17 protein-coding genes are annotated in these 20601 nt (G+C 38.7%); 7 read left to right on the top strand and 10 right to left on the bottom strand.

All coding sequences use genetic code 11. From position 1 onward, the window contains the following. Positions 1–70: 70 nt before the first annotated feature. The 4 genes from leuB to phoB all read right to left on the bottom strand — a co-directional run bounded on the left by leuB (position 71) and on the right by phoB (position 4280). A complete protein-coding gene (gene leuB, locus G322_RS0103600; protein WP_022940446.1) occupies positions 71–1174 on the bottom strand; it encodes a 3-isopropylmalate dehydrogenase in 1104 nt (367 codons plus the stop codon). A 133-nt stretch (positions 1175–1307) separates the two neighbouring features. Continuing rightward, positions 1308–2063 carry a Nif3-like dinuclear metal center hexameric protein gene (locus G322_RS0103595; RefSeq protein ID WP_022940445.1) on the bottom strand — a complete coding sequence of 252 codons (756 nt, stop codon included), beginning with the start codon at positions 2061–2063 and terminating at the stop codon, positions 1308–1310. A gap of 228 nt (positions 2064–2291) precedes the next feature. Beyond that, a complete protein-coding gene (gene phoR, locus G322_RS0103590; protein ID WP_084683678.1) occupies positions 2292–3581 on the bottom strand; it encodes a phosphate regulon sensor histidine kinase PhoR in 1290 nt (429 codons plus the stop codon). A gap of 15 nt (positions 3582–3596) precedes the next feature. Beyond that, positions 3597–4280 carry a phosphate regulon transcriptional regulator PhoB gene (phoB, locus tag G322_RS0103585; RefSeq protein WP_022940443.1) on the bottom strand — a complete coding sequence of 228 codons (684 nt, stop codon included), beginning with the start codon at positions 4278–4280 and terminating at the stop codon, positions 3597–3599. Between the two features lie 187 nt (positions 4281–4467). Here phoB and rdgC point away from each other — a divergent pair, with 187 nt between their 5' ends. The 4 genes from rdgC to G322_RS0103565 all read left to right on the top strand — a co-directional run bounded on the left by rdgC (position 4468) and on the right by G322_RS0103565 (position 7713). After that, on the top strand, positions 4468–5376 hold the full coding sequence (rdgC, locus tag G322_RS0103580; RefSeq protein WP_022940442.1) for a recombination-associated protein RdgC: 909 nt from the start codon (positions 4468–4470) through the stop codon (positions 5374–5376). Between the two features lie 238 nt (positions 5377–5614). After that, positions 5615–6805, top strand: a complete 1191-nt coding sequence (gene purT / locus G322_RS0103575; protein WP_022940441.1) for a formate-dependent phosphoribosylglycinamide formyltransferase — start codon at positions 5615–5617, stop codon at positions 6803–6805. Between the two features lie 168 nt (positions 6806–6973). Beyond that, complete coding sequence (locus tag G322_RS0103570; protein ID WP_022940440.1) at positions 6974–7465, top strand: SulA-like leucine-rich domain-containing protein; 492 nt, start codon at positions 6974–6976, stop codon at positions 7463–7465. A 44-nt stretch (positions 7466–7509) separates the two neighbouring features. Beyond that, complete coding sequence (locus tag G322_RS0103565) at positions 7510–7713, top strand: YaeP family protein (RefSeq protein ID WP_022940439.1); 204 nt, start codon at positions 7510–7512, stop codon at positions 7711–7713. 147 nt (positions 7714–7860) lie between these two features. Here G322_RS0103565 and nlpI read toward each other — a convergent pair whose 3' ends face one another. From nlpI to G322_RS0103550, 3 genes are all read right to left on the bottom strand, one after another. Beyond that, complete coding sequence (gene nlpI / locus G322_RS0103560) at positions 7861–8781, bottom strand: lipoprotein NlpI (protein WP_022940438.1); 921 nt, start codon at positions 8779–8781, stop codon at positions 7861–7863. A 342-nt stretch (positions 8782–9123) separates the two neighbouring features. Continuing rightward, a complete protein-coding gene (locus G322_RS0103555; RefSeq protein WP_022940437.1) occupies positions 9124–9831 on the bottom strand; it encodes a DUF4124 domain-containing protein in 708 nt (235 codons plus the stop codon). 97 nt (positions 9832–9928) lie between these two features. Continuing rightward, positions 9929–10201, bottom strand: coding sequence for a YeaC family protein (locus G322_RS0103550; RefSeq protein WP_022940436.1), 273 nt, complete (start codon positions 10199–10201; stop codon positions 9929–9931). A gap of 125 nt (positions 10202–10326) precedes the next feature. On the opposite strand from G322_RS0103550, the gene G322_RS0103545 reads away from it, so the two are divergent. After that, entirely contained in the window at positions 10327–11169 is an 843-nt protein-coding gene (locus G322_RS0103545) for a DUF2989 domain-containing protein (protein ID WP_022940435.1), read from the top strand. 29 nt (positions 11170–11198) lie between these two features. On the opposite strand, the gene glgX is transcribed toward G322_RS0103545, so the two are convergent. The 3 genes from glgX to malQ are packed head-to-tail and all read right to left on the bottom strand — an operon-like array spanning position 11199 to position 17947. Beyond that, positions 11199–13310, bottom strand: a complete 2112-nt coding sequence (glgX, locus tag G322_RS19850) for a glycogen debranching protein GlgX (RefSeq protein ID WP_022940434.1) — start codon at positions 13308–13310, stop codon at positions 11199–11201. Positions 13311–13314: 4 nt separating this feature from the next. Then, complete coding sequence (glgB, locus tag G322_RS0103535; RefSeq protein WP_022940433.1) at positions 13315–15726, bottom strand: 1,4-alpha-glucan branching protein GlgB; 2412 nt, start codon at positions 15724–15726, stop codon at positions 13315–13317. A gap of 16 nt (positions 15727–15742) precedes the next feature. Beyond that, the gene (gene malQ / locus G322_RS0103530; protein ID WP_022940432.1) at positions 15743–17947 is read right to left on the bottom strand and encodes a 4-alpha-glucanotransferase; all 2205 of its coding nucleotides are present in this window, start codon (positions 17945–17947) and stop codon (positions 15743–15745) included. A 291-nt stretch (positions 17948–18238) separates the two neighbouring features. Between malQ and G322_RS0103525 the strand changes: the two genes are divergently transcribed. Both G322_RS0103525 and gap read left to right on the top strand, forming a co-directional pair. Continuing rightward, positions 18239–19132: a D-hexose-6-phosphate mutarotase gene (locus tag G322_RS0103525; RefSeq protein ID WP_022940431.1), complete on the top strand. Its 894-nt coding sequence runs from the start codon at positions 18239–18241 to the stop codon at positions 19130–19132. 411 nt (positions 19133–19543) lie between these two features. Then, positions 19544–20536, top strand: a complete 993-nt coding sequence (gap, locus tag G322_RS0103520) for a type I glyceraldehyde-3-phosphate dehydrogenase (protein ID WP_022940430.1) — start codon at positions 19544–19546, stop codon at positions 20534–20536. Positions 20537–20601: the final 65 nt, after the last annotated feature.

Here is a 20601-nt window from a genome sequence, read left to right as displayed (position 1 = left end):
AACAGCGCAAAAAAAAACACGTTACTTTTTATATAAAATAACGTGGTTTTTTATGAGTGACAGTGTGTCATTAAACAGGCATTTTAGCCAATTTCTCACAAACCATATCACCAAATTCAGCGGTACTTACAAGGTTCGCGTCACCCTCTTTAGAAAGATCAGAGGTTGAATAACCATCTTCAAATACACCCTGCATGGCAGCCCAAAGGTTCTTCGCTTCTTTTTCCATGCCAAAGCTCATCTCAAGCATTAATGCCACCGAACCAATCATTGAATATGGGTTTGCAATCCCTTTACCTGCGATATCTGGTGCAGAGCCATGTGATGGTTCGTAGTAAGATTTTTCAGGACCTTTACACGCAGAAGGCATCAAACCTAAAGAGCCTAAGATACCGCCCGCTTGGTCGCTTAAAATATCACCAAACATGTTTTCCATGACCATGACATCAAACATGGTTGGTTTTAAACAAAGATAAGTGGCAGCAGCATCCACTAAAATATTGATAACTTCAACTTCAGGGAAGTTTTTCTTCTCTTCTTCAACAATCTCATTCCAAAGTACACTTGATTTCAGTACGTTTGATTTATGGATGTTGTGCATCACTTTTTTACGTTTCATTGAAACTTCAAAACCAACACGCACAATTTGGCGAATTTGATCTTCATCGTATTCAAGCGTCTCATGTACATAACGTTTACCTTCGCTATTAATACCCGTCTCTTTTTTGCCGAAGTATAAACCGCCCACAAGCTCACGGATTAACATGATATCGATGCCTTCACCGACAACAGACGCTTTTAATGGCGAGAAATGTGCAATCGATTTAGGCAAGTATACAGGGCGAAAGTTAGCGTAGGTATTGTAACGACGACGCAATGGTAATAGCGCGCCACGCTCAGGTTGCTCGTCTACTGGAATTTTTTTAGAATCTTCATGGCTAAGACCGATAGTCCCTTTAAGAATTGCATCAGCTTTATCACAAGCGGCTTTTGTTTCATCAGGGAATGCTTTGCCTGTTGCAAAATAAGCAACCGCACCAAACAATACATCGTTTAATTCAAAGTTTACATCAGCGTTACGCTTTTCAACTAACTTTAATACTTTCACGGCCTCAGCCATTACTTCTGGGCCGATACCATCACCCGCAAGTAATGCGATGTTATATGTTGTCATTTTATTTCCCTAAATGATTATTTTAGATGTTTTTTTAGATAGATTTAATTTCTAACTGCATGATAAGGAAAAGCGCACTGAGTTTCAAACTTAGTTGCGCTTTGAATGATTATTTATGCAGTTTTGGTGAATATTAAACTGGGTTATCAATATCAACAAAAGTCACATCAAATTCAAGTTCATCATTTAACCACTGCCCTAGCGCTTGTACACCATAACGTTCTGTCGCATGGTGGCCGGCCGCAAAATAATGAATGCCCATTTCACGTGCAATGTGGGTGGTGCGCTCTGATATTTCACCACTGATAAACGCATCAATGCCCTGCTCGGCAGCGATAGTGATGTAATCTTGTCCGCCACCCGTGCACCATGCAATGGTTTTTATCTCTTTTTTGCCACCATCAATATGTAATGGTTTGCGATCTAACACTTGTTCAATGCGCGCGGTTAAATCATCAGGTGTGATTATTTCTTCAAATTTACCCACTCGACCCACACTGCGTTTGTCCCAAGGCTCAAGGGGGCGCCTATCGGTTATCTGCAATAATTTAGCTAATTGGGCGTTGTTGCCAAACTCTGAGTGCACATCAAGTGGTAGGTGATATGCATAAAGGTTGATACCATTTTCAATGAGCGCTTTAATGCGCTGGTATTTCATGCCGACAATCTCTTGTTTCTCGCCTTTCCAAAAGAAACCGTGATGCACCAAAATAGCATCGGCATTTTGCTCAATGGCAACATCAATCAATGCTTGATTTGCAGTCACCCCCGTGATGATTTTTTTTACCTGCTCTCGCCCCTCTATTTGTAAACCGTTTGGGCAGTAATCTTTGAACTGGTGGATTTCAAGCAGTTGATCGAGTTTATTAGCAAGTTTTCTGTTTTTCATTATTGGCTCAGTATTAGCTTTGCGTTGGCAGTAAGTAAGTGCTCAGGGCTAAGCCATTTATGTCTAGTTCAAGGCAAAAAAGCGCAGTTTAGTAGTTTAAATACTACGTACATCCTGTACTTCGCCCTGCGGGCCATCCTACGGATGTTCAAATTCATTCCCGATGAATTTGTGAGCTTTTTTTAACGACGAAATAGGCTTAAATGGCAACGGTCTGAGTAGTCACACTTAAATAAGGTAACTATTTGGTATAACAAACGAGAACTGACTGCCCTCACCTAAGTTACTCTCAATATTAAGCTCACTATCATAATGACTTAATGCATGTTTCACAATTGATAAACCTAAACCTGAGCCACCCGTATCACGAGAGCGCGAATCATCAACACGATAAAAACGCTCAGTTAGATGCAAAATATGCTCAGGAGCAATGCCATCACCGTTGTCCATGACGCAGAAATAAGCGCCTGTTTCACAAGTGCGCCAAATCACTTTGATAGCACCATTTTTAGGGGTGTAGTTAACCGCATTATAAACTAAATTTGCCATCGCACTGCGCAGTTGCATCTCATCACCAAGTAGCTGTAACTTATCTTCGATTGAAAATTTTATCTGTAATCTTTTCTTTTTAGCTAATGTTAATGCTTCATTTTCAATCTGTTTTAACAGTGCAGGGACATTCACTTTTTCATCAAGGTTAATGCTTGGTGCACCCTCTATTTTAGACAGCGTCATTAATTGTTCAACTAACGAACACATGCGCGTCGTTTGCTGATCTAATACGCTGATCGCTTTTTCTTGTCGTGTGCCCGCTTCACTCTGCATCGCTAAAATTTCGATATACCCCTGTAAAACAGTTAATGGGGTACGTAGTTCATGGGAAACATTGGCAACAAACTGGCGGCGTTGCTCATCTAACTGTCGATAAGTAGTAACGTCACGCACAATCAAAATACGTTGACTTTTTGCATAGGGCATCACCCGAAATTCAAGGGTTTTATCAGCGTTGATGGGAGAGATAAGATCAATGGGTTGATCGTATTCACGACTTTTAAGGTGTTCAACAAACAGTGGGTTACGAATAAGGTTAGTAATATTATCACCGGAATCATCTGGCCATTTAAAACCCAATAAAAATTGCGCTAAACGGTTACACCAAATAATTTCACCACTTTTATGAAACACCACTACCGCATCAGGCAGTGCCTCTGAGCCCTCACGAAAACGGCTGATCACAGAGGCTAAGCTATTACGCCTTTTACGATGACGCTGTTGCATATTATGAATACCAATAAAGGCATGTTCCCACTCCGATTTTCCGTGTGGAAGTACGGTACTTTTACTGTTCCATAACCAATCGTTTAAAATTTTCAGGTAATAGTAGTGCCAAAGTATATGGATAAAAAAAGAGACAAGTAACAACTCTGTTAAACAGTGAAATAGTAAACCGATGATCAGCACAGGGAGATAAACAAATATCAGCCCAAACATTAATCCCTTCCATGTATATATTTTCAAGTGATAATCTCAATATTACTGTTTGGTTGAAAAGCGATACCCTGAACCACGCACGGTTTGCACAAGATGATCATGGTCTTTTAGTGCTTTACGCAAGCGCCTAATATGGACATCAACCGTACGATCTTCTACATACACATTGGTACCCCATACATTATTAAGCAGTTGCTCGCGGCTATAAACTCGCTCAGGATGGGTCATGAAAAAATGTAATAATTTAAACTCCGTGGGTCCCATCTCCAATGGGGTCTCATCCAATGTGGCACGATGAGAAACAGGATCTAACTTAAGTTTGCCCACTTCTAGGGTATCATCGAGTGAGGTGGGATTAACGCGACGCAATACTGACTTTAAACGTGCCATCAGCTCTTTGGGCGAAAAAGGTTTCGTCACATAATCGTCAGCGCCATTCTCAAGGCCACGTACTTTGTCTTCTTCTTCACCGCGTGCAGTTAACATCACCACTGGAATTTGGCGTAACATCTCATCAACTTTAAGATATTTGAGCAATTTAATGCCACTCCCCCCCGGAAACATCCAGTCTAATAAAATAAGATCAGGGTAAGGTTCGCTAAGTTGATTTAACGCGCTTTGATAACTGTCCGCTTCTAAACACTCATAACCATGTTGCTCTAGTACAAAACACAACATATCACGGATTGCCACTTCATCTTCGACCACTAATATACGACTTGCCATTCGACTTACCTGTCTATCTCAATTTAAAGTGACGCTATTATCACGGCGCATTGTGACACTTATATGACAGGAAATCATAAACTGTCATAAAACTGATGATTAAACGCTATTTAATATAAAAATATTAAACTCTTTTTAAAATTTCATTTACACTACCGCGATGTTTTTTTATTTAAAGGTGTTTCCCATGTTTTTCAAAAACCTACAAGTTTATCGTTTTACCCGTCCGCTAGAACAAGATGAGAATGCTTTGGAGCGAAACTTAGAAGAGTTTAAATTTAAAGCCTGCGGAAGCCAAGATATCTCAAAGTTAGGCTGGGTCTTTCCGATGGGCAAAGTGGGTTCAATGTATACTCATATCGCAAGCAAACAGATCCTTATCTGCCTCAAAAAAGAGGAAAAGATGTTACCTGCAGGCGTCATTAAAGATCAGCTTAATGAGCGCGTTGAATCCATTGAAGCAGAGCAAGGACGCGCATTGAAAAAGAAAGAAAAAGATGCGCTTAAAGAAGATATTATGATGCAACTTTTACCGCGTGCATTTAGTCGGACTTCACACACGTTTGCTTGGATTGATCCAGAGTCTGACATGCTTTATGTGGATGCTTCAAGTGCGCGTAAAGCGGAGGAGTTAATCTCACTGCTACGTAAAACACTCGGCAGTTTACCTGTTGTGCCCATTCAGCTAAAAAATCAAGCCGATGTCATCATGACCGATTGGCTTGTTGAGGGTAATATTCCCGCGAACTTTAAATTAGAAGATGAAGCGGAGTTATGCTCTGCATTAGAGGGTGGTGGTATTATTCGTTGTAAACAGCAAGACCTACTTTCTGATGAGATTAAAAACCATTTAGCGGCCGATAAATTTGTCACTAAGCTGGCATTAAACTGGGCGGATAGTATCTCCTTTATCATTGGTGAAGAGTTTATGCTCAAACGCCTTAAATTTTCTGATGTATTACAAGAGCAAAATGAAGATATCGAAAAAGATGATTTCGCGGCCCGCTTTGATGCAGATTTTGCATTGATGACAGGTGAAATAAAACAACTTGTACCCGCAGTGATCGATGCCTTTGGTGGCGAACAAAGCCTGTAGTAATTAGCTATTCCCTCTAAAAAACCGCTTTAGCAATACCTCAGCCAAAATGGAAACTAACCCATTTTGGCTGCATTTTCACCTGTAGAGATTGATTTTTACTGGTGTAAAATTCAATTTAAGTTTAAATGAAAATTGGCGAAGGTATTGTTTAAATAAGCGTTTTTTTTATTTCCCCCTATGATTTCTGCTATTATCGCCACTCTATTTTTTTAATTAATTAGATGAGATTTGTAATATGAGTGTTTCTATTTTTGGTAGTGCTAAATCCCCTAGCGCCACAAAAGCGCTGCTACTTGGATCGGGTGAATTAGGTAAAGAGGTTGCCATTGAATTACAACGTTTTGGCATTGAAGTGGTGGCCACTGACAGTTATGCCAATGCTCCAGCAATGCAAGTTGCACACTCATCACATGTTGTTTCCATGTTAGATGGTGACAAGCTAGAAGCGATTATTCGCGCTGAAAAGCCTGATTTTATCATCCCAGAAGTAGAAGCGATTGCCACCGATACATTGGTTAAATTAGAGTCTGAAGGCTTTAATGTTATCCCCTCTGCCCGCGCAACTAAACTGACCATGGACAGAGAGGGTATTCGCCGTCTTGTGGCAGAAACCCTTGATATTAAAACATCCCCTTATTTCTTTACTGATACAAAAGAGCAGTATCTACACGCGGTTAAAGAGGTCGGCATGCCTTGTGTCGTCAAACCAGTTATGAGTAGCTCAGGCAAAGGCCAAAGCGTGATTAAATCAGAAGCTGACTTAGACCGAGCATGGGACTACTCGCAAGAGGGAGGACGCACAGGTGCAGGCCGTATCATTGTGGAAGGTTTTATCGCATTTGATTATGAGATCACCCTACTGACAATCAGCGCCATTGATGGCATACATTTTTGTGCGCCGATTGGCCATCGTCAAGAAAATGGTGATTACCGTGAATCATGGCAACCACAGGTAATGTCAGAAGTGGCACTTAAACAAGCCCAACAGATTGCACAAAAAGTTGTGACTGAACTGGGAGGGTACGGTCTGTTTGGTATGGAGTTCTTTGTAAAAGGTGATGACGTTTATTTTAATGAAGTCTCACCCCGTCCACACGATACAGGTTTAGTTACCCTACTTTCACAAGATGCTTCAGAGTTTGCACTGCATGTGCGTGCCATTTTAGGCTTTCCAATTGGTAGCATCACCCAATATGGGCCAACTGCTTCAAGTGTCATTTTAGGTAATGGTAAATCCCAAGATCTCCAATACAGCAATATAGCGCAAGCACTCGGGCAGGTGAAGGGTTCACAAATTCGTCTATTTGCAAAACCCGATATTAACGGTTCACGCCGTTTAGGTGTTGCTATCGCGCGTGGTGAAGATACAGATAGCGCAGTAACTAATGCAAAATTAGTGTCAAAATTCGTCCAGGTACACTACTAAAGTGGCTTTCTAACGGCCCAAAAGGTAACTTCGGTTACCTTTTTTTATGCCTAAAAAATAGTGATATACCCATGATACTTCAAGATGCAAAGTCAGCAAGGCATCTTGAGGTAACATCGGTATAGAACACAAAATAGACGATTTGTAGCCTAAAAATAGAGATAAAGCTTGAAATATAAACAAAATAATATACTGTTGATTTATACAGTGTTTATTCGTACAGTATTTGTAGAGGTGTTATTTATGTTATCAAGTTATCCACAACAGACAATCAACAAACCATTTAAGCTAAACTTATCCGCTCAGAAAATAGGTCAAACAACAGAGCGATTAACGTTAAGTTATGATTTGAATGACTATCAGCCACTATTAAGCCATCTACAAACATCGGATGATCCCCGCTGGATCCTATTTATTGCTCCCCCGGGTAAACCTAATTTACAATTTTTTTTACAAGCCGGAATTGATAAAAGTCGCATTATTACTTTGCATCAAAAGCAACTAGCTAATCCCGACAAACTTTTTAGAGAGTCACTCAGTAGTAACAACTATGCGGCGATTATTCGCTGGGTTAATCGCTGTGATAAACCATTAATCAATGAGATAAATCAATTAACCGAAGATTCGAATACTCACTGCTTTATCTATTGCACACAATAAACGTTATACTGAATGCTCTATAATAATGATTCTGGAAATGACTTATGTACCCGTACAGTGATAAAACAAAAAAGATGATTAACCTAATTGGAAGTGGTGATGCGGCTTATATACCCAAAGCAATCACTTGTGCAATTAAAGCATTAGATACGATTGCAGCTAATGAACAACTAGATGATACAACACGTGAAGATGCTGCTTTTGCAGCCGCTAATTTAGTATTAAGTGATTACAACGATAACGATTAAATGCACTCCAGCAACGTGTTGGTAGGTTAATTTCCAAGTAGTCAGATAAAATTTGAGGCACAGAGTGCACCTCAAATTGAAAGGTGTTTATACCCGTTATCATTCAAGATGCAAAGTTAAGGGGATATTGAATCGTTAACATTGGCATTAGTAAATGCCATTTTCAGTTTTCGTTTGAAACTCTTTTTGAATAGCGGCTAACTCAATTAATGCGTATTTATATTCAATAAACTCATGAATATTAGTCGTTGTTGTTAATTTAAAATAATAGATGGCTTTGTCTACATTACCCGCTAACTTATGCATATGACCTAAATAAAAATAAGCTTCACAAAGACGCTGTGCCATCTCTTTATTACTATTAACACCACGACTAATCTCTTTAAAAAAGTCTTTTTCTGAGAGTCGACCGGCAATAACATCAATAATCAGCCAAGCATAATGGCTATCATCGCCTTTTGGCTTTTCCACTTGTAATGACGATAATGCCTTTGACTCATCCATTTTACTGTCAATAATGTAGCGCCACAATATACGAAAAGGATCGCTTTTATCCAACTCATAAAATCGATTGATATCTCGAGAGGCCAACGGATAACGTTTCACTTGATAAAGACCGATAGCACGGTGTAGATAACTATATTGCACCGAGTCTGAAAGCTCGATAGCAGAATCAAAAGCATCAAATGCTTCATCATAAGATTGGCTTAATAACAGATAAACACCTAACGAATTATAAGCGGCAGAAAAGGAAGGATCAGTGTTAATCGCTTGGGTGAAATCGTAACGACTGTGTGCGCTAAGACCCATGCGATCATAGATAATACCACGCTCATAAAAAAGCAATGCCTTCCCCCTGTTATCACCCTTGTATTCAACAATCAATTGATTTAGACGCAGTAATTTCACTTCATCTTGATAGTCAATCTGCACCGCAGTTGCAAGGGGTAATACAACGATCGAATTATTATGCTCATTACTGGCATTGTCATTTTGAGGCAGAGATGTACACGCAGTTAAAAATAAAATAACAGGCAGTAAAGTGAGTGTTGATAAAAACAATTTCATGAATAAAGCCTTATAGATAAGAGTTTTAAGAGTGAACCATAATAATAACAAAGTAAAGGCTGATAATGACTTCAGATAAAAAAGAGATGACTTAAAGAAAATGAGCACTAAATTATACCATTCCGCTTAATATAATGATCAGGTTTTACGTAAGGTAAATTGCTAAGGTCAAGGCGCATGATTGAGTAATAAGCAAAACGGTCATTTTTGTACTGCGTACTGTTTGACGAAGTCAAATAGAGCAGTTAGCTATTACGATTGAATGCAACGCAGGCATTAGTCATTTAAACCAGTAAAAACGATCAGTTACTTAGCCGAATTGATATTAGTTACCAATGTAAATTATAAACAGCTTCCTGCTCGGCATAATTTAACTTCATTTTGTAGATATTTTTTCGCTATACGAATTTTCTTCTTTTGCTGTTTATCTTCAAGAATAAGCAGAGGTTTATTTTCCTCAATCTTAAAACGCTCAACCTGCCATTTAATCGCTATCATATAGATACTGTTCTCACCACGCATTATTTTGTAATAACCTAACTCTCCCTGTTTCGTATCACGCCTATATGAGCAAGCATACTGTCCATAAAAAATAGTTTCAGGTAAATTTTTATTTATTTCAGGCTGATAAATAATAGCACTCGCACAGATACTCTCAATAATATCTTCAACAGAGATAGCAAACCGATCAACACTCATTGATTGAGGTAAGTTAGTTAATTTCTGTCGGTTAATATGACTACGTTTGGTGGCTGCTGTAGGCCGTATTGGCTCATAAACCACCTCAAAGAAACGTGCTAATTTGAGGTTTTTGGTTTTTTTCCAGCCATTCGGCCAACCTGAATAGACAGGCGTAATAAACAACTCCTCTTGGCTAATCGCTTGCTCGATGGGCTCATCATCCAATGTCAAATCTAAATCGATGACTTGATTGTCGCAAGGTATCGTAGAGTAGTGGACAACCTCTTCATCATTGCACTTATAGACCTCTGCAGAGAGAGGCGCAGTGAACATAAGTAACAATGTAAATATGAATGGGATATTAAACATAAAGATAGAGAGAACCTTTCTTCCTTAATCAGTAACTTTAGCTTACTTCTGATTTGAAAATAGCGAAAGAAAATAGCCTTAATTGTTTATAATTTTATTATAAATCAAGTTTATGGATATCATCATTTGAGAACTGTTTCTGTAACACCGATTTTTTTTCCATGTAGATTTCCCCTCCTTGAGCAATCGTAAAGTGATCTGGTTTATCATTATACAAACTTTGATAAGTCATTATAAGCTGTAATGTATCCGCTTTTTGCTGATCGTTAAGTGCCTGACCATCTAACCATTTTCCTGTCTCAACCGCTTGTTTTAATTGTTGATATAGTGATGGAGATAACTTTTTTGCATACTCAGTAATATTTGACAATCAAATTCTCCGTGGCTGTAGTAAATTGTTCTATGGTGAGTATACGCGTTGCCATTCAAGATGCAAAATTCAGAATTTTGAGTAACAACGGAAATGTGTGTCTATTAAATGGAATATTTCTAGTAATGATTATTAAGACAGCGATTAAGATCTCAATTGTTTTCTCTACGATGCTACTAAGCGCATGTGATGTACTATGGAGTGATGATATAGGCAGTATTTGCAAGCACTCACCCGAGCTGTGTACGGATATACATAAAATAGGTGATTGTCCCTATAAAAGAACAACCATGATCCGCGCTCGTTATTACGATAAAATAGAACCCTCTGAAATCAATAAACGAAAACTACTTACAGAGCTTGAAGAGTATGAGTTATGCCTTGAACTGACACTTTTTCTGCAATTTACACGCAATAAAGATCGTAAACAGCGCCGTTTAGATAACTACCTTAAAACGCAAGAGTTGATGCAGGAGCAACTAAAAGAGATCAAAGACACGCAAGACCCAATGCTTGCTTATTATTTATGGACTCGTCACCAAAATCTTCAAGCCCGTAATATATTCTTGAAAGCCGCGAAAAATAGTGAGGTTACCGATAGTCGCCTGCTGTTTAAACTTGCAGCCGTAAACACCAAAAATGATCCACAAGAGGCATTAAATATATTTTATAAAGCATTAAGCATGACTACATCATTAAATCAAATCCCCCACTCCAGTTTTTCAACTATGATGACCCTTTTTTATCAAAACAAACAGTTTGAAGAAGCTTATGTATGGGCAATAATTGCAGAGGAAGAGGATAAAGAGGATGAGTTTCCAATCAATTTAGAGTTAATCTTAAAAAAAGGAATCTCAAGCAGTGACAAAGTAATTCTTAATGAGGATGCTTTAGAAGAGAGAGCTGAACACTATTATGAACAATTAGAAGAGGGTATTTTTAACATTAAAGCACCGCTTTTAAAATAAAAAATAGAGCCCCTACAGGGGCTCTATTTTCAAGTCAGGTGGCGCACACACTTTAATAACATCAATGAATGACCATTAAGTTGAACACACTGTTTTATGTTTTTTTGCTTCTCGGTTAATGCTCCCGTTGCACAAGCAGTATCAACCTTAACCTTCCAAATAAGTCCTTTTTCAAGTTTTGGTAACTGACAACCTATTTGATAACTCGATGCATTTAAAATCAAAAACCAATGCTCTCCACTAGAAACAGATTCATGCAGTTCAACCGCAATCGCCTGTGAATTACTAGCATGCCAGTCAACATCGTCCATTAAATAACCATCTGGATGATACCATTTAACCAGGTCCGAATTTTCACAACCGTCTAAACAATCATCAGACAAAGCAAGGTTACCAAACAGACGCGACTCTTGGCGTAAGGCAATTATCTGTGAAGTAAAATCAAGTAATTGCTGATCGACCTTTGAAAGCGTCCAATTAAGCCATGTTAGCTTATTATCTTGGCAATAAGCATTATTGTTACCTGATTGGTGATTACCCATCTCATCACCTGACAAAAAGTGAGGTGTTCCCTGTGAAAGCAGTAACGTGGTGATCAAATTACGTTTTTGTTGTTGACGCAGTGCATTGATACGTTTGTTATCAGTGATCCCTTCAACACCATAATTTCCTGAAAGGTTATTACCATGACCATCGCGGTTATTTTCCTCATTAGCCAAATTATGACGTTCAGCGTAGGAAACAAGATCATCCAAGGTAAAACCATCGTGATAACAGATATAATTCACACTGGTTGAATTTGAACGATAGCGTTTGGTAAACATATCACGCGACCCTAACAGGCGCGTTGCAACATCAGCAACATGACCTGTATCGCCACGCCAAAATGAGCGCATTGTATCGCGATAACGATCATTACACTCAAGCCAATCACTTGGGAATCCGCCTAAACGGTAGCCACCGGGGCCAATATCCCAAGGCTCAGCGATCAGTTTAATTTGGCTTAAAACGGGATCTTGCAGTAATGCTTTAAAAAAGGCACTTTGCTCATTAAAGCCCTGACTTTCACGCGCTAGAGTAACCGCTAAATCAAAACGAAAACCATCAACCTGCATCTCTGTTACCCAATAACGTAATGAGTCTAAAGCAAGCTTTAATGACCAAGGATGATTAAGGTTAACCGTATTACCACAGCCTGAATGATTACTGTAATTTGTGTAATCTAATGCTTGATTATCACGCTGTTTTTCAAAAGTATAATAATTACAATTATCAAACCCTTTTAAGCTTAATATCGCGCCATCAAAGCCCGATTCCGCAGTATGATTATAAACCACGTCAAGGATCACTTCGATGCCAGCGACATGTAGCTCTTTGACCATGGTCTTAAACTCTTTAACCGCATCGTATTGTGCATAACGACACTCAGGCGAAAAAAAGTTAATCGGGTTATAACCCCAGTAATTCGTCAGCCCTAACGATTTTAATCTTGGCTCACTCATAAAACTAAAAATAGGCATAATTTGTAACGTGGTAATGCCCAATTTTTTATAATGTTTAATACTCGCAGGATCAGATAAACCGAGGTATTTACCCCGTTTTTCAAGTGGCACTTTAGCGTTTAATTGGCTAAAACCTTTTACATGTACTTCATAAAGAATACGCTGTTCATCACTGATAAAGGGTTTTTGAGTCGATGCCCAATCAAATGCATCATCAACCACCACCGATTTTACAATATGACCACCATCATGACGGTTTTCAAGGTTTTCAAAAGAGTGCTGTACACGATTTAGCGCTTTGGCATAAGGGTCAATTAATAGATTTTTTTCATCAAACAGATAACCCTTATCTGGACGGTTTTCACCAAACACACGATAGCCATAAAACTGTCCCGCTTGTACTTTGTTGATGAAGACACTCCATAAATGTCCCTGTTTCACATCCAGTGCATAGCTGGCGATCTCTTTTTCACAGTGATCAAATAGACACAGCTCAACACGATAAGCACCTAAGCTGTACACTGAAAAATGACAGCCACCTTTGTGTTTATCTAAGATGGCACCAAGGGGCAAAAATTGCCCACTTGCTACCGAAAAAGGGTGATTATGAGTATCTAATTCAAGTAAATTTCCTTGCACTTAATTAGCCTTTTTTTCGTAGATAAACAGTCGATAACGGCGGTAAGTTAACAGTGAATGAACATGGCTTGCCCTGCCACTCTTGCTCTGTTGCATTAAATACACCGAGTTTGTCACCCATTGAAAAGTTACTACCCCAGTAATAGTGACTGTCAGTATTTAAGATAACTTCATACTCACCCAATTCACTCACTGGAATACGATAACCTTCACGTGGAATAGGGGTAAAATTAGAAATACAGATGATCTGTTTATCTTGCTTGGCATTATTACGTACAAATGAGAATACGCTGTTTTCACCATCGCTATGGTCTAACCACTCAAATCCTTCTGTTTGATAATCCGTTTCATAAAAAGCACTGTTGTTTTTATAAAAGTGGTTAAGATCTTTTACTAACTGTTGCTGACCTGCATGTTTGTCAAAATCTAATAGGTGCCAATCTAAACTACCATCATGATTCCACTCTCTGCTCTGCCCAAATTCAGTGCCCATAAAATTGAGTTTTTTACCCGGATGTGCATACATATAGCCCATATAAGCACGTAAATTAGCAGCCGCTTGCCACTCATCACCAGGCATTTTATCAATCATGCTTTTTTTACCATGTACCACTTCATCGTGTGAAATAGGTAAAACAAAATGTTCGTTGTAGTGATAAACCATTGCAAAGGTCATCTCATGGTGATGATATTTTCGGTACATTGGATCTTGTTGCAAGTAACTTAATGTATCGTGCATCCAGCCCATATTCCATTTGAAACCAAACCCTAATCCCCCTTCAAAAGTGGGTTTAGACACACCCGTAAAGGCGGTTGATTCTTCTGCAATGGTCATCGCATTAGGATATTGCCCATAAACTTCTTCGTTAAACCATTTAAGCAGACTAATCGCCTCATAGTTATGATTACCACCATCGACATTAGGTACCCACTCACCCTCATCACGTGAGTAATCCCAATAAAGCATAGAAGCGACCGCATCAACACGTAACCCATCTACATGGAATTTATCAAGCCAGATTAACGCACTTGCAACTAAAAATTGACGTACATTATCGCGACCAAAATCATAGATATACGAGTTCCAATCCGGATGCCAACCACGACGAGGATCTTCATACTCATACAGCGGTGTACCATCAAAACGTGCTAAACCGTGTGGGTCAGCGGGGAAATGCGCGGGTACCCAATCAATAATAATACCAATACCTGCTTGATGGGCTTGGTCAATAAAGAATTTAAGATCGTCAGCATCACCAAAACGACTCGTGGCGGCAAACAAACCAACAGGTTGGTAGCCCCATGAACCGTTAAACGGGAACTCAGATATTGGCATTAACTCAAGGTGGGTATAACCCATATCCACCATATAAGGGATTAAATCGGCAGCCAATTCACGGTAGGTAAGCATGCGCTCAACACCATTTTCACTTTTACGTTTCCACGAGCCTAAATGTACCTCGTAGATGCTCATCGCAGTGAAACGTTTATCACCCGCTTGTGAAGCGCGCCACTCACTGTCGTTCCATTGGTATTTTTCGTGATCAACCACAATCGATGAGTGTGATGGATATTGCTCTGCTTGAAAGCCAACAGGATCGGCTTTATGTGGTAAGCGGTTACCTAAGCCATCTTTAAGCTCAAATTTATAAGCACAGCCCACTTTCATATCAGGCACAAACAATACCCAATGCCCACACCAACTGCGTTGCATCGGTTGGCGTTGACCATCCCACTGATTAAGTTCAGTAATAAGGCTTACACTTGATGCATTAGGGGCGTAAACGATAAAACGCACACCACTAATATCAAGATCATGACAAGTAACCGTTTTCAGCTGTGCGCCTAATGTTTTATACACATTCTGTGGTGCTTCGTGCAGTGTTGATAAACCATCAAAAGCAATATCATGAAACTGATAAGGGTCGATAAAACGATGCTCTGCATCTTGATAAAAAGCGTTTAGCTCATAGCTAAATTTCTCTTTAAGCTTAGGTAATGCCAACTCAAACAGTCCTGCATTATCTATCTTATCAAATGTCGCTTTTGCTTTTTTAGCACCTAATTCAAACAGTTCTACTTTTTGTGCATCGGGTAACCAAACGCGTAATACAAAGCCACCAGAAGTTGATGGAATCAAACCTAAACGTTCAAAGGGGTTATCTAATTTAGCCTCTTTTAATAGGTTAATTAATGAAGCATGCTCAACATGCAGTGATTCCTGTTTTTTAACCACATTGGTTGATACTTTCTTGCTCACTTTTTTAGTTACCTTTATTTTAGCCGTTATTTTTTTTGTGGTTATTTTTTTAGGTGCCGCCTTTTTAGCGGTCGCTTTCTTAGTGACCGATTTTTTAGAAGCTGCTTTTTTTACACTCGTTTTTTTAGGTGCTTTTTCTTTTTGTGTTGCTTTCATAATATTCATAACCTAATTATTTATCTGATGCGTTTTGACGCGCTTCGGTTAACTTTCCAAGTAATGTTTTAATCTCTTTATTGCTAAATAACTGTTCAATATTTTGACTTAACTTACGTTGCCAGTTGCGATATTCATCGCAGGTTCCCGGTACATTAACGGGTTTTTCCATCTCTAAGAAGTCTTCCAATTGCAAGCTAAGCAGTGCTGAATTACCCTGTGCAAGGTGTGTTTGCAAGCCAAAATTTAAGGTTTGATCCATGCCTGTTTGGGTCGCATCACGATTATACTCAGCAGGTAAGTTGTTATGACCATGTACGCTATTTAAAATTTGCTGCTTACAATAGACGCGATTCTCTATTAACTTATCGAGTACTTCTTGATCAGGGTATAAACCTAACTCTTTACCAAGGTATAAGTCATCACAATGCCAATAACCTTTAATGGTTGGCATATCGTGCGTTGAAAGTGTTGCCATCGCTTGATTTTTATAATGTGCAGGAGAGATAAAACCGCCATCATCCGCCTGCTCAAAAAAGAAAACGTTATAAGAGTAAACACCCGCTTCTTCTAATAAAACATCAATGCCCTCAGGCACTGTGCCTAAATCTTCCCCAATAACTAAACACTGGTTACGTTGGCTTTCTAACGCAAGTAGATTCAACAAATCTTGCACGGGATAATAGATATACGCACCCGCTTCTGCTGTTGCATTATCTGGTACCCACCATAAACGCAATAGAGCCATCACATGATCAATACGCAGTGCGCCACAATGGCTCATATTCGCTTGTAATAATTCAATAAATGGCTGGTAAGCGTTTTGAAACATCTGATCAGGGGAGATAGGAGGTAATCCCCAACTTTGACCTAGCGGGCCTAAAATATCAGGTGGTGCACCCACACTGATCTGTTCACAATAAAGGTCATGGTTTGCCCATATTTCAGAACTGCCTTTACTTACACCAACCGCTAAATCACGATATATACCTAATGTCATCCCTAATGATTTTGCAAGTTTATCAGCCTCTTCAAGTTGCAACTCAGCAACCCACTGGCAGTAACACCAAAATAATACCTCTTGTTTATTCGTTTCTATCCAATATTGTGTTGTAGCGCTTTGGTATGATTGAAATGCTTCAGGCCATGCTGGCCAGCCCCATGCACTTTCATCCTCCTTTACAAATTTAAATTGCAATGCATCGTAACTCGCTTGCTGTAAAAGAGATGCACCTTTATTTTTTACATATTGGTTAAATGTCGTTAAACGCTTTTTACTTTTTACAGCGCCACTGTTTAAAACAGTAAACAGTAAGCGTAAAACCTCAAGCTTGATCGACGTGACCCCTTGATAGTCAACCCATTGTGTCTCACGCAGCGCTGTTAACCTGTCTTTAAATTCTTGATTATTAACATGTTGTTGTACTGTTTTATCATTTTTAAATTCAGCAATATTGGTTAAATCACTGTATAAAATATTTAACCATTTACGTGATGAAGGGCTATAAGGGCTAGCATTATTAGGCAGTGCAGGAGAAAGTGCATGAATGGGGTTAAGACCAATAAAGTCACCGCCATGCGCGGCTGTATTTTTTAATAATGATTTAAGATCACTAAAATCTCCTATCCCCCAATTATCCTCACTTTTAATGCCGTACAGTTGCACACTGGTACCCCATATTTTTTTACCTTGCTCCATATCAGAGGGCGTGAAACAGGCAGAGGGTGTAATAATCAGGGCGGTAGTTGCAAGAGGCTCGTCATTGCCCTTTTCAAAAAGTTCAAGTTGATGATATCCCTGTGGCAGAGTCGCTTTTAATTCAACTTGATAACATTGAAACTCAACCTCTGAGATCACTGTTACCGCAACAAGCGGAAAATCCGTCGCAGTAATCGTTTGTTTTATTTGTTTTTTATCTTCAGTGCTAATTTGGTAGATAAGTGCATCAGTTACAAAATCAATAGGTAAACAAACATCAATGGTATAACTCTCTGATTGTTGTGCAACAATCACAGGGGGCAACAGTGATAACCAATGTTGTTTCTCTTGCTCTTTATAATGAAGTTGTAACGCTTTTTCATCATCTGCATCATAACCCATCTTATTAATAAGATTTTTTATGTGTTGTTCAGAAACAACAGCAGGTTTTCCCCAAGCATCAACAAAATTTGGATCAATTCCTTTTAATTCCATAAACATATCTAAAGTAGAACGGGTCATATAACACCTTTGTATTTATTCATATTACTGTTTAACACAGTATCAGATTAACTTTTGATTAATACTAGAACGTTTATATCATATTTTGATGTACTGTGAATTCATTATCAATACAAAAGGGGGTAAATAGCTAACTGCTTTAAAAAACTGGCCATTTAATGATATATAACAACGATTATTAAGAGAGTATTTGCACAAGTTCATTTATTACTTTCATCGAGTCGCCGTTCATAATAGAGTAAATAAAAACCAACTTAACCCCTTGTTACAATTCATTGTATAGGCTTATTTATGATTTCTCATCTCTCTTTTAATACCCTAAAATTACTTTCTCCTTCTGTTAGCTTAAAAGCAAATAATGAAGGTTTTGAATTCTTAGTCATTGAGCATAAACAATTAAACGCGGTATTTTCACTGCATGGCGGTCACCTGATCCATTTTCAGCCAACACAGCAACAACCTATTATCTGGTTAAGCAAAACCGCTATTTTTGATGATAAAAAAGCGATTCGTGGTGGCGTGCCTATTTGTTGGCCTTGGTTTGGTGCGGCATCACCTGAATTAGGAGAAGGATTGCCTTCACATGGCTTCGCACGCACCAGTAAATGGAGCATTGGTCAGATAACTGAGTCAGATTTGGGCATTGAATTAGAACTAAAGCTATATAGTAGTAAAGAAACGCTCAAATTGTGGCCCTATCCATTTGAATTAACGCTAAAAGCGACCCTTAATAAGCACTTAAAACTTGAATTAATCACTGAAAACAAAGGTGATACACCATTTACTTATCGCAGTGCATTACACACCTACCTTAATATTAGTACGCCAGACGCGATCACCGTGTCGGGTTTAAATGAGCAATTTTATAATTCCCTCAATAAAGGGCAATTAGAAACAGGCGGTCAGACACTCTTAATTGATCAAGCAATCGACTCTATTTATAAAAAATCAAACTGTGATATCTTACTTGAAGATAAGCAACTGCAACGCACGTTAACCATTACCAATAAAGGCAATGACTCTGAAGTATTGTGGAGTCCTTGGATAGCAGGCGCAAAAGCCTTTGCTGATATGCCCGATGACGGTTACCAAACAATGCTTTGTATTGAATCAACAATTACAGAAAAAACGGGTCAAGCTGTTCAAGCGGGTAAAAAACACACCCTATCGACACTCATTAAATAACCATTTCGTTATTTAATTACACAAAAACAGAAGAAGGGATAACGGTTAGTTATCCCTTCTTGCTTAATTAAATCACTCAATTTGTTCTTATAAATCTCATTTTTTGATCTCTTAATCACGCAATAAAATAAAGTGCACCAACAAATTCCTTAAAAAGTGACAATTATCAGTAAAAATAGGGTTTTACTTTCTTTTATGTGAAATTGCACTTAATATGGCTACGTAATTTAATTACAGGGTCATTCGTTTAAAAAAACAACAGAATGATAAAATTTGTTTGTAAATTGGTAATTTTATTAATTAATTGTAGTTTTCAGAGCAAGTAACTTGACCAACATCAAGTCTACGTTTTTTTTGATATCTATAATGAAGCCAAGTTTTAAAATCAAACCATCCAAAAGGATCTAAAAAATGACAATTAAAGTAGGTATTAACGGCTTTGGTCGTATCGGCCGTTTCGTATTCCGTGCTGCAGTAGAACGTTCAGATATTGAAGTTGTTGCAATCAATGACTTAATCGACGTTGAATACATGGCTTACATGCTTAAATATGACTCAACTCACGGTCGTTTTAACGGCACTGTTGAAGTTAAAGACGGTAACCTAATCGTAAACGGCAAAACAGTTCGTGTAACTGCTGAGCGCAACCCTGCTGACCTTAAATGGGATGAAGTTGGTGTTGAAGTTGTTGCTGAAGCAACTGGTTTCTTCTTAACTGACGAAACAGCTCGTAAACACATTGAAGCTGGTGCGAAGAAAGTTGTTCTTACAGGTCCTTCTGGTGATGTTCCAATGTTCGTTAACGGCGTAAACTTCTCTGAGTACGCTGGTCAAGATATCGTTTCTAACGCTTCTTGTACTACTAACTGTTTAGCACCTATTGCTAAAATCCTTAACGACAAATGGGGCATTGAATCTGGTCTTATGACGACTGTTCATGCAACTACTGCAACTCAAAAAACTGTTGACGGTCCTTCTTTAAAAGATTGGCGCGGTGGTCGTGGTGCTGGTCAAAACATCATCCCATCTTCAACGGGTGCAGCTAAAGCAGTAGGTAAAGTAATTCCTGCTCTTAACGGTCTTCTAACTGGTATGGCTTTCCGTGTACCAACTGCTAACGTTTCTGTTGTTGACTTAACTGTTAACCTTAAAACGCCTGCTACATACGAAGAAATCTGTGTTGAAATGAAACGCGCTTCTGAAAATGAAATGAAAGGTGTTCTTGGTTACACTGACGAAATGGTTGTTTCTCAAGATTTCATTGGTGAAGTTCAAACTTCAGTATTCGATTCTAAAGCTGGCCTAGCGCTAACTGACAAATTCGTTAAAGTAGTATCTTGGTACGACAACGAAATCGGTTACTCAAACAAAGTTCTTGACCTAGTTGCTCTTATTTCTAAATAAGTAATAACCTAGTCAAAATTTTTTAAGCCTACGTTTTGCGTGGGCTTTTTTGTGCCTGCATTTCG

The organism is Psychromonas hadalis ATCC BAA-638, assembly GCF_000420245.1.
In the GTDB taxonomy this organism is placed as follows: domain Bacteria; phylum Pseudomonadota; class Gammaproteobacteria; order Enterobacterales; family Psychromonadaceae; genus Psychromonas; species Psychromonas hadalis.
Note: the sequence above shows the minus strand (reverse complement) of the source record. Positions and strands in the feature narration are given on the sequence as shown.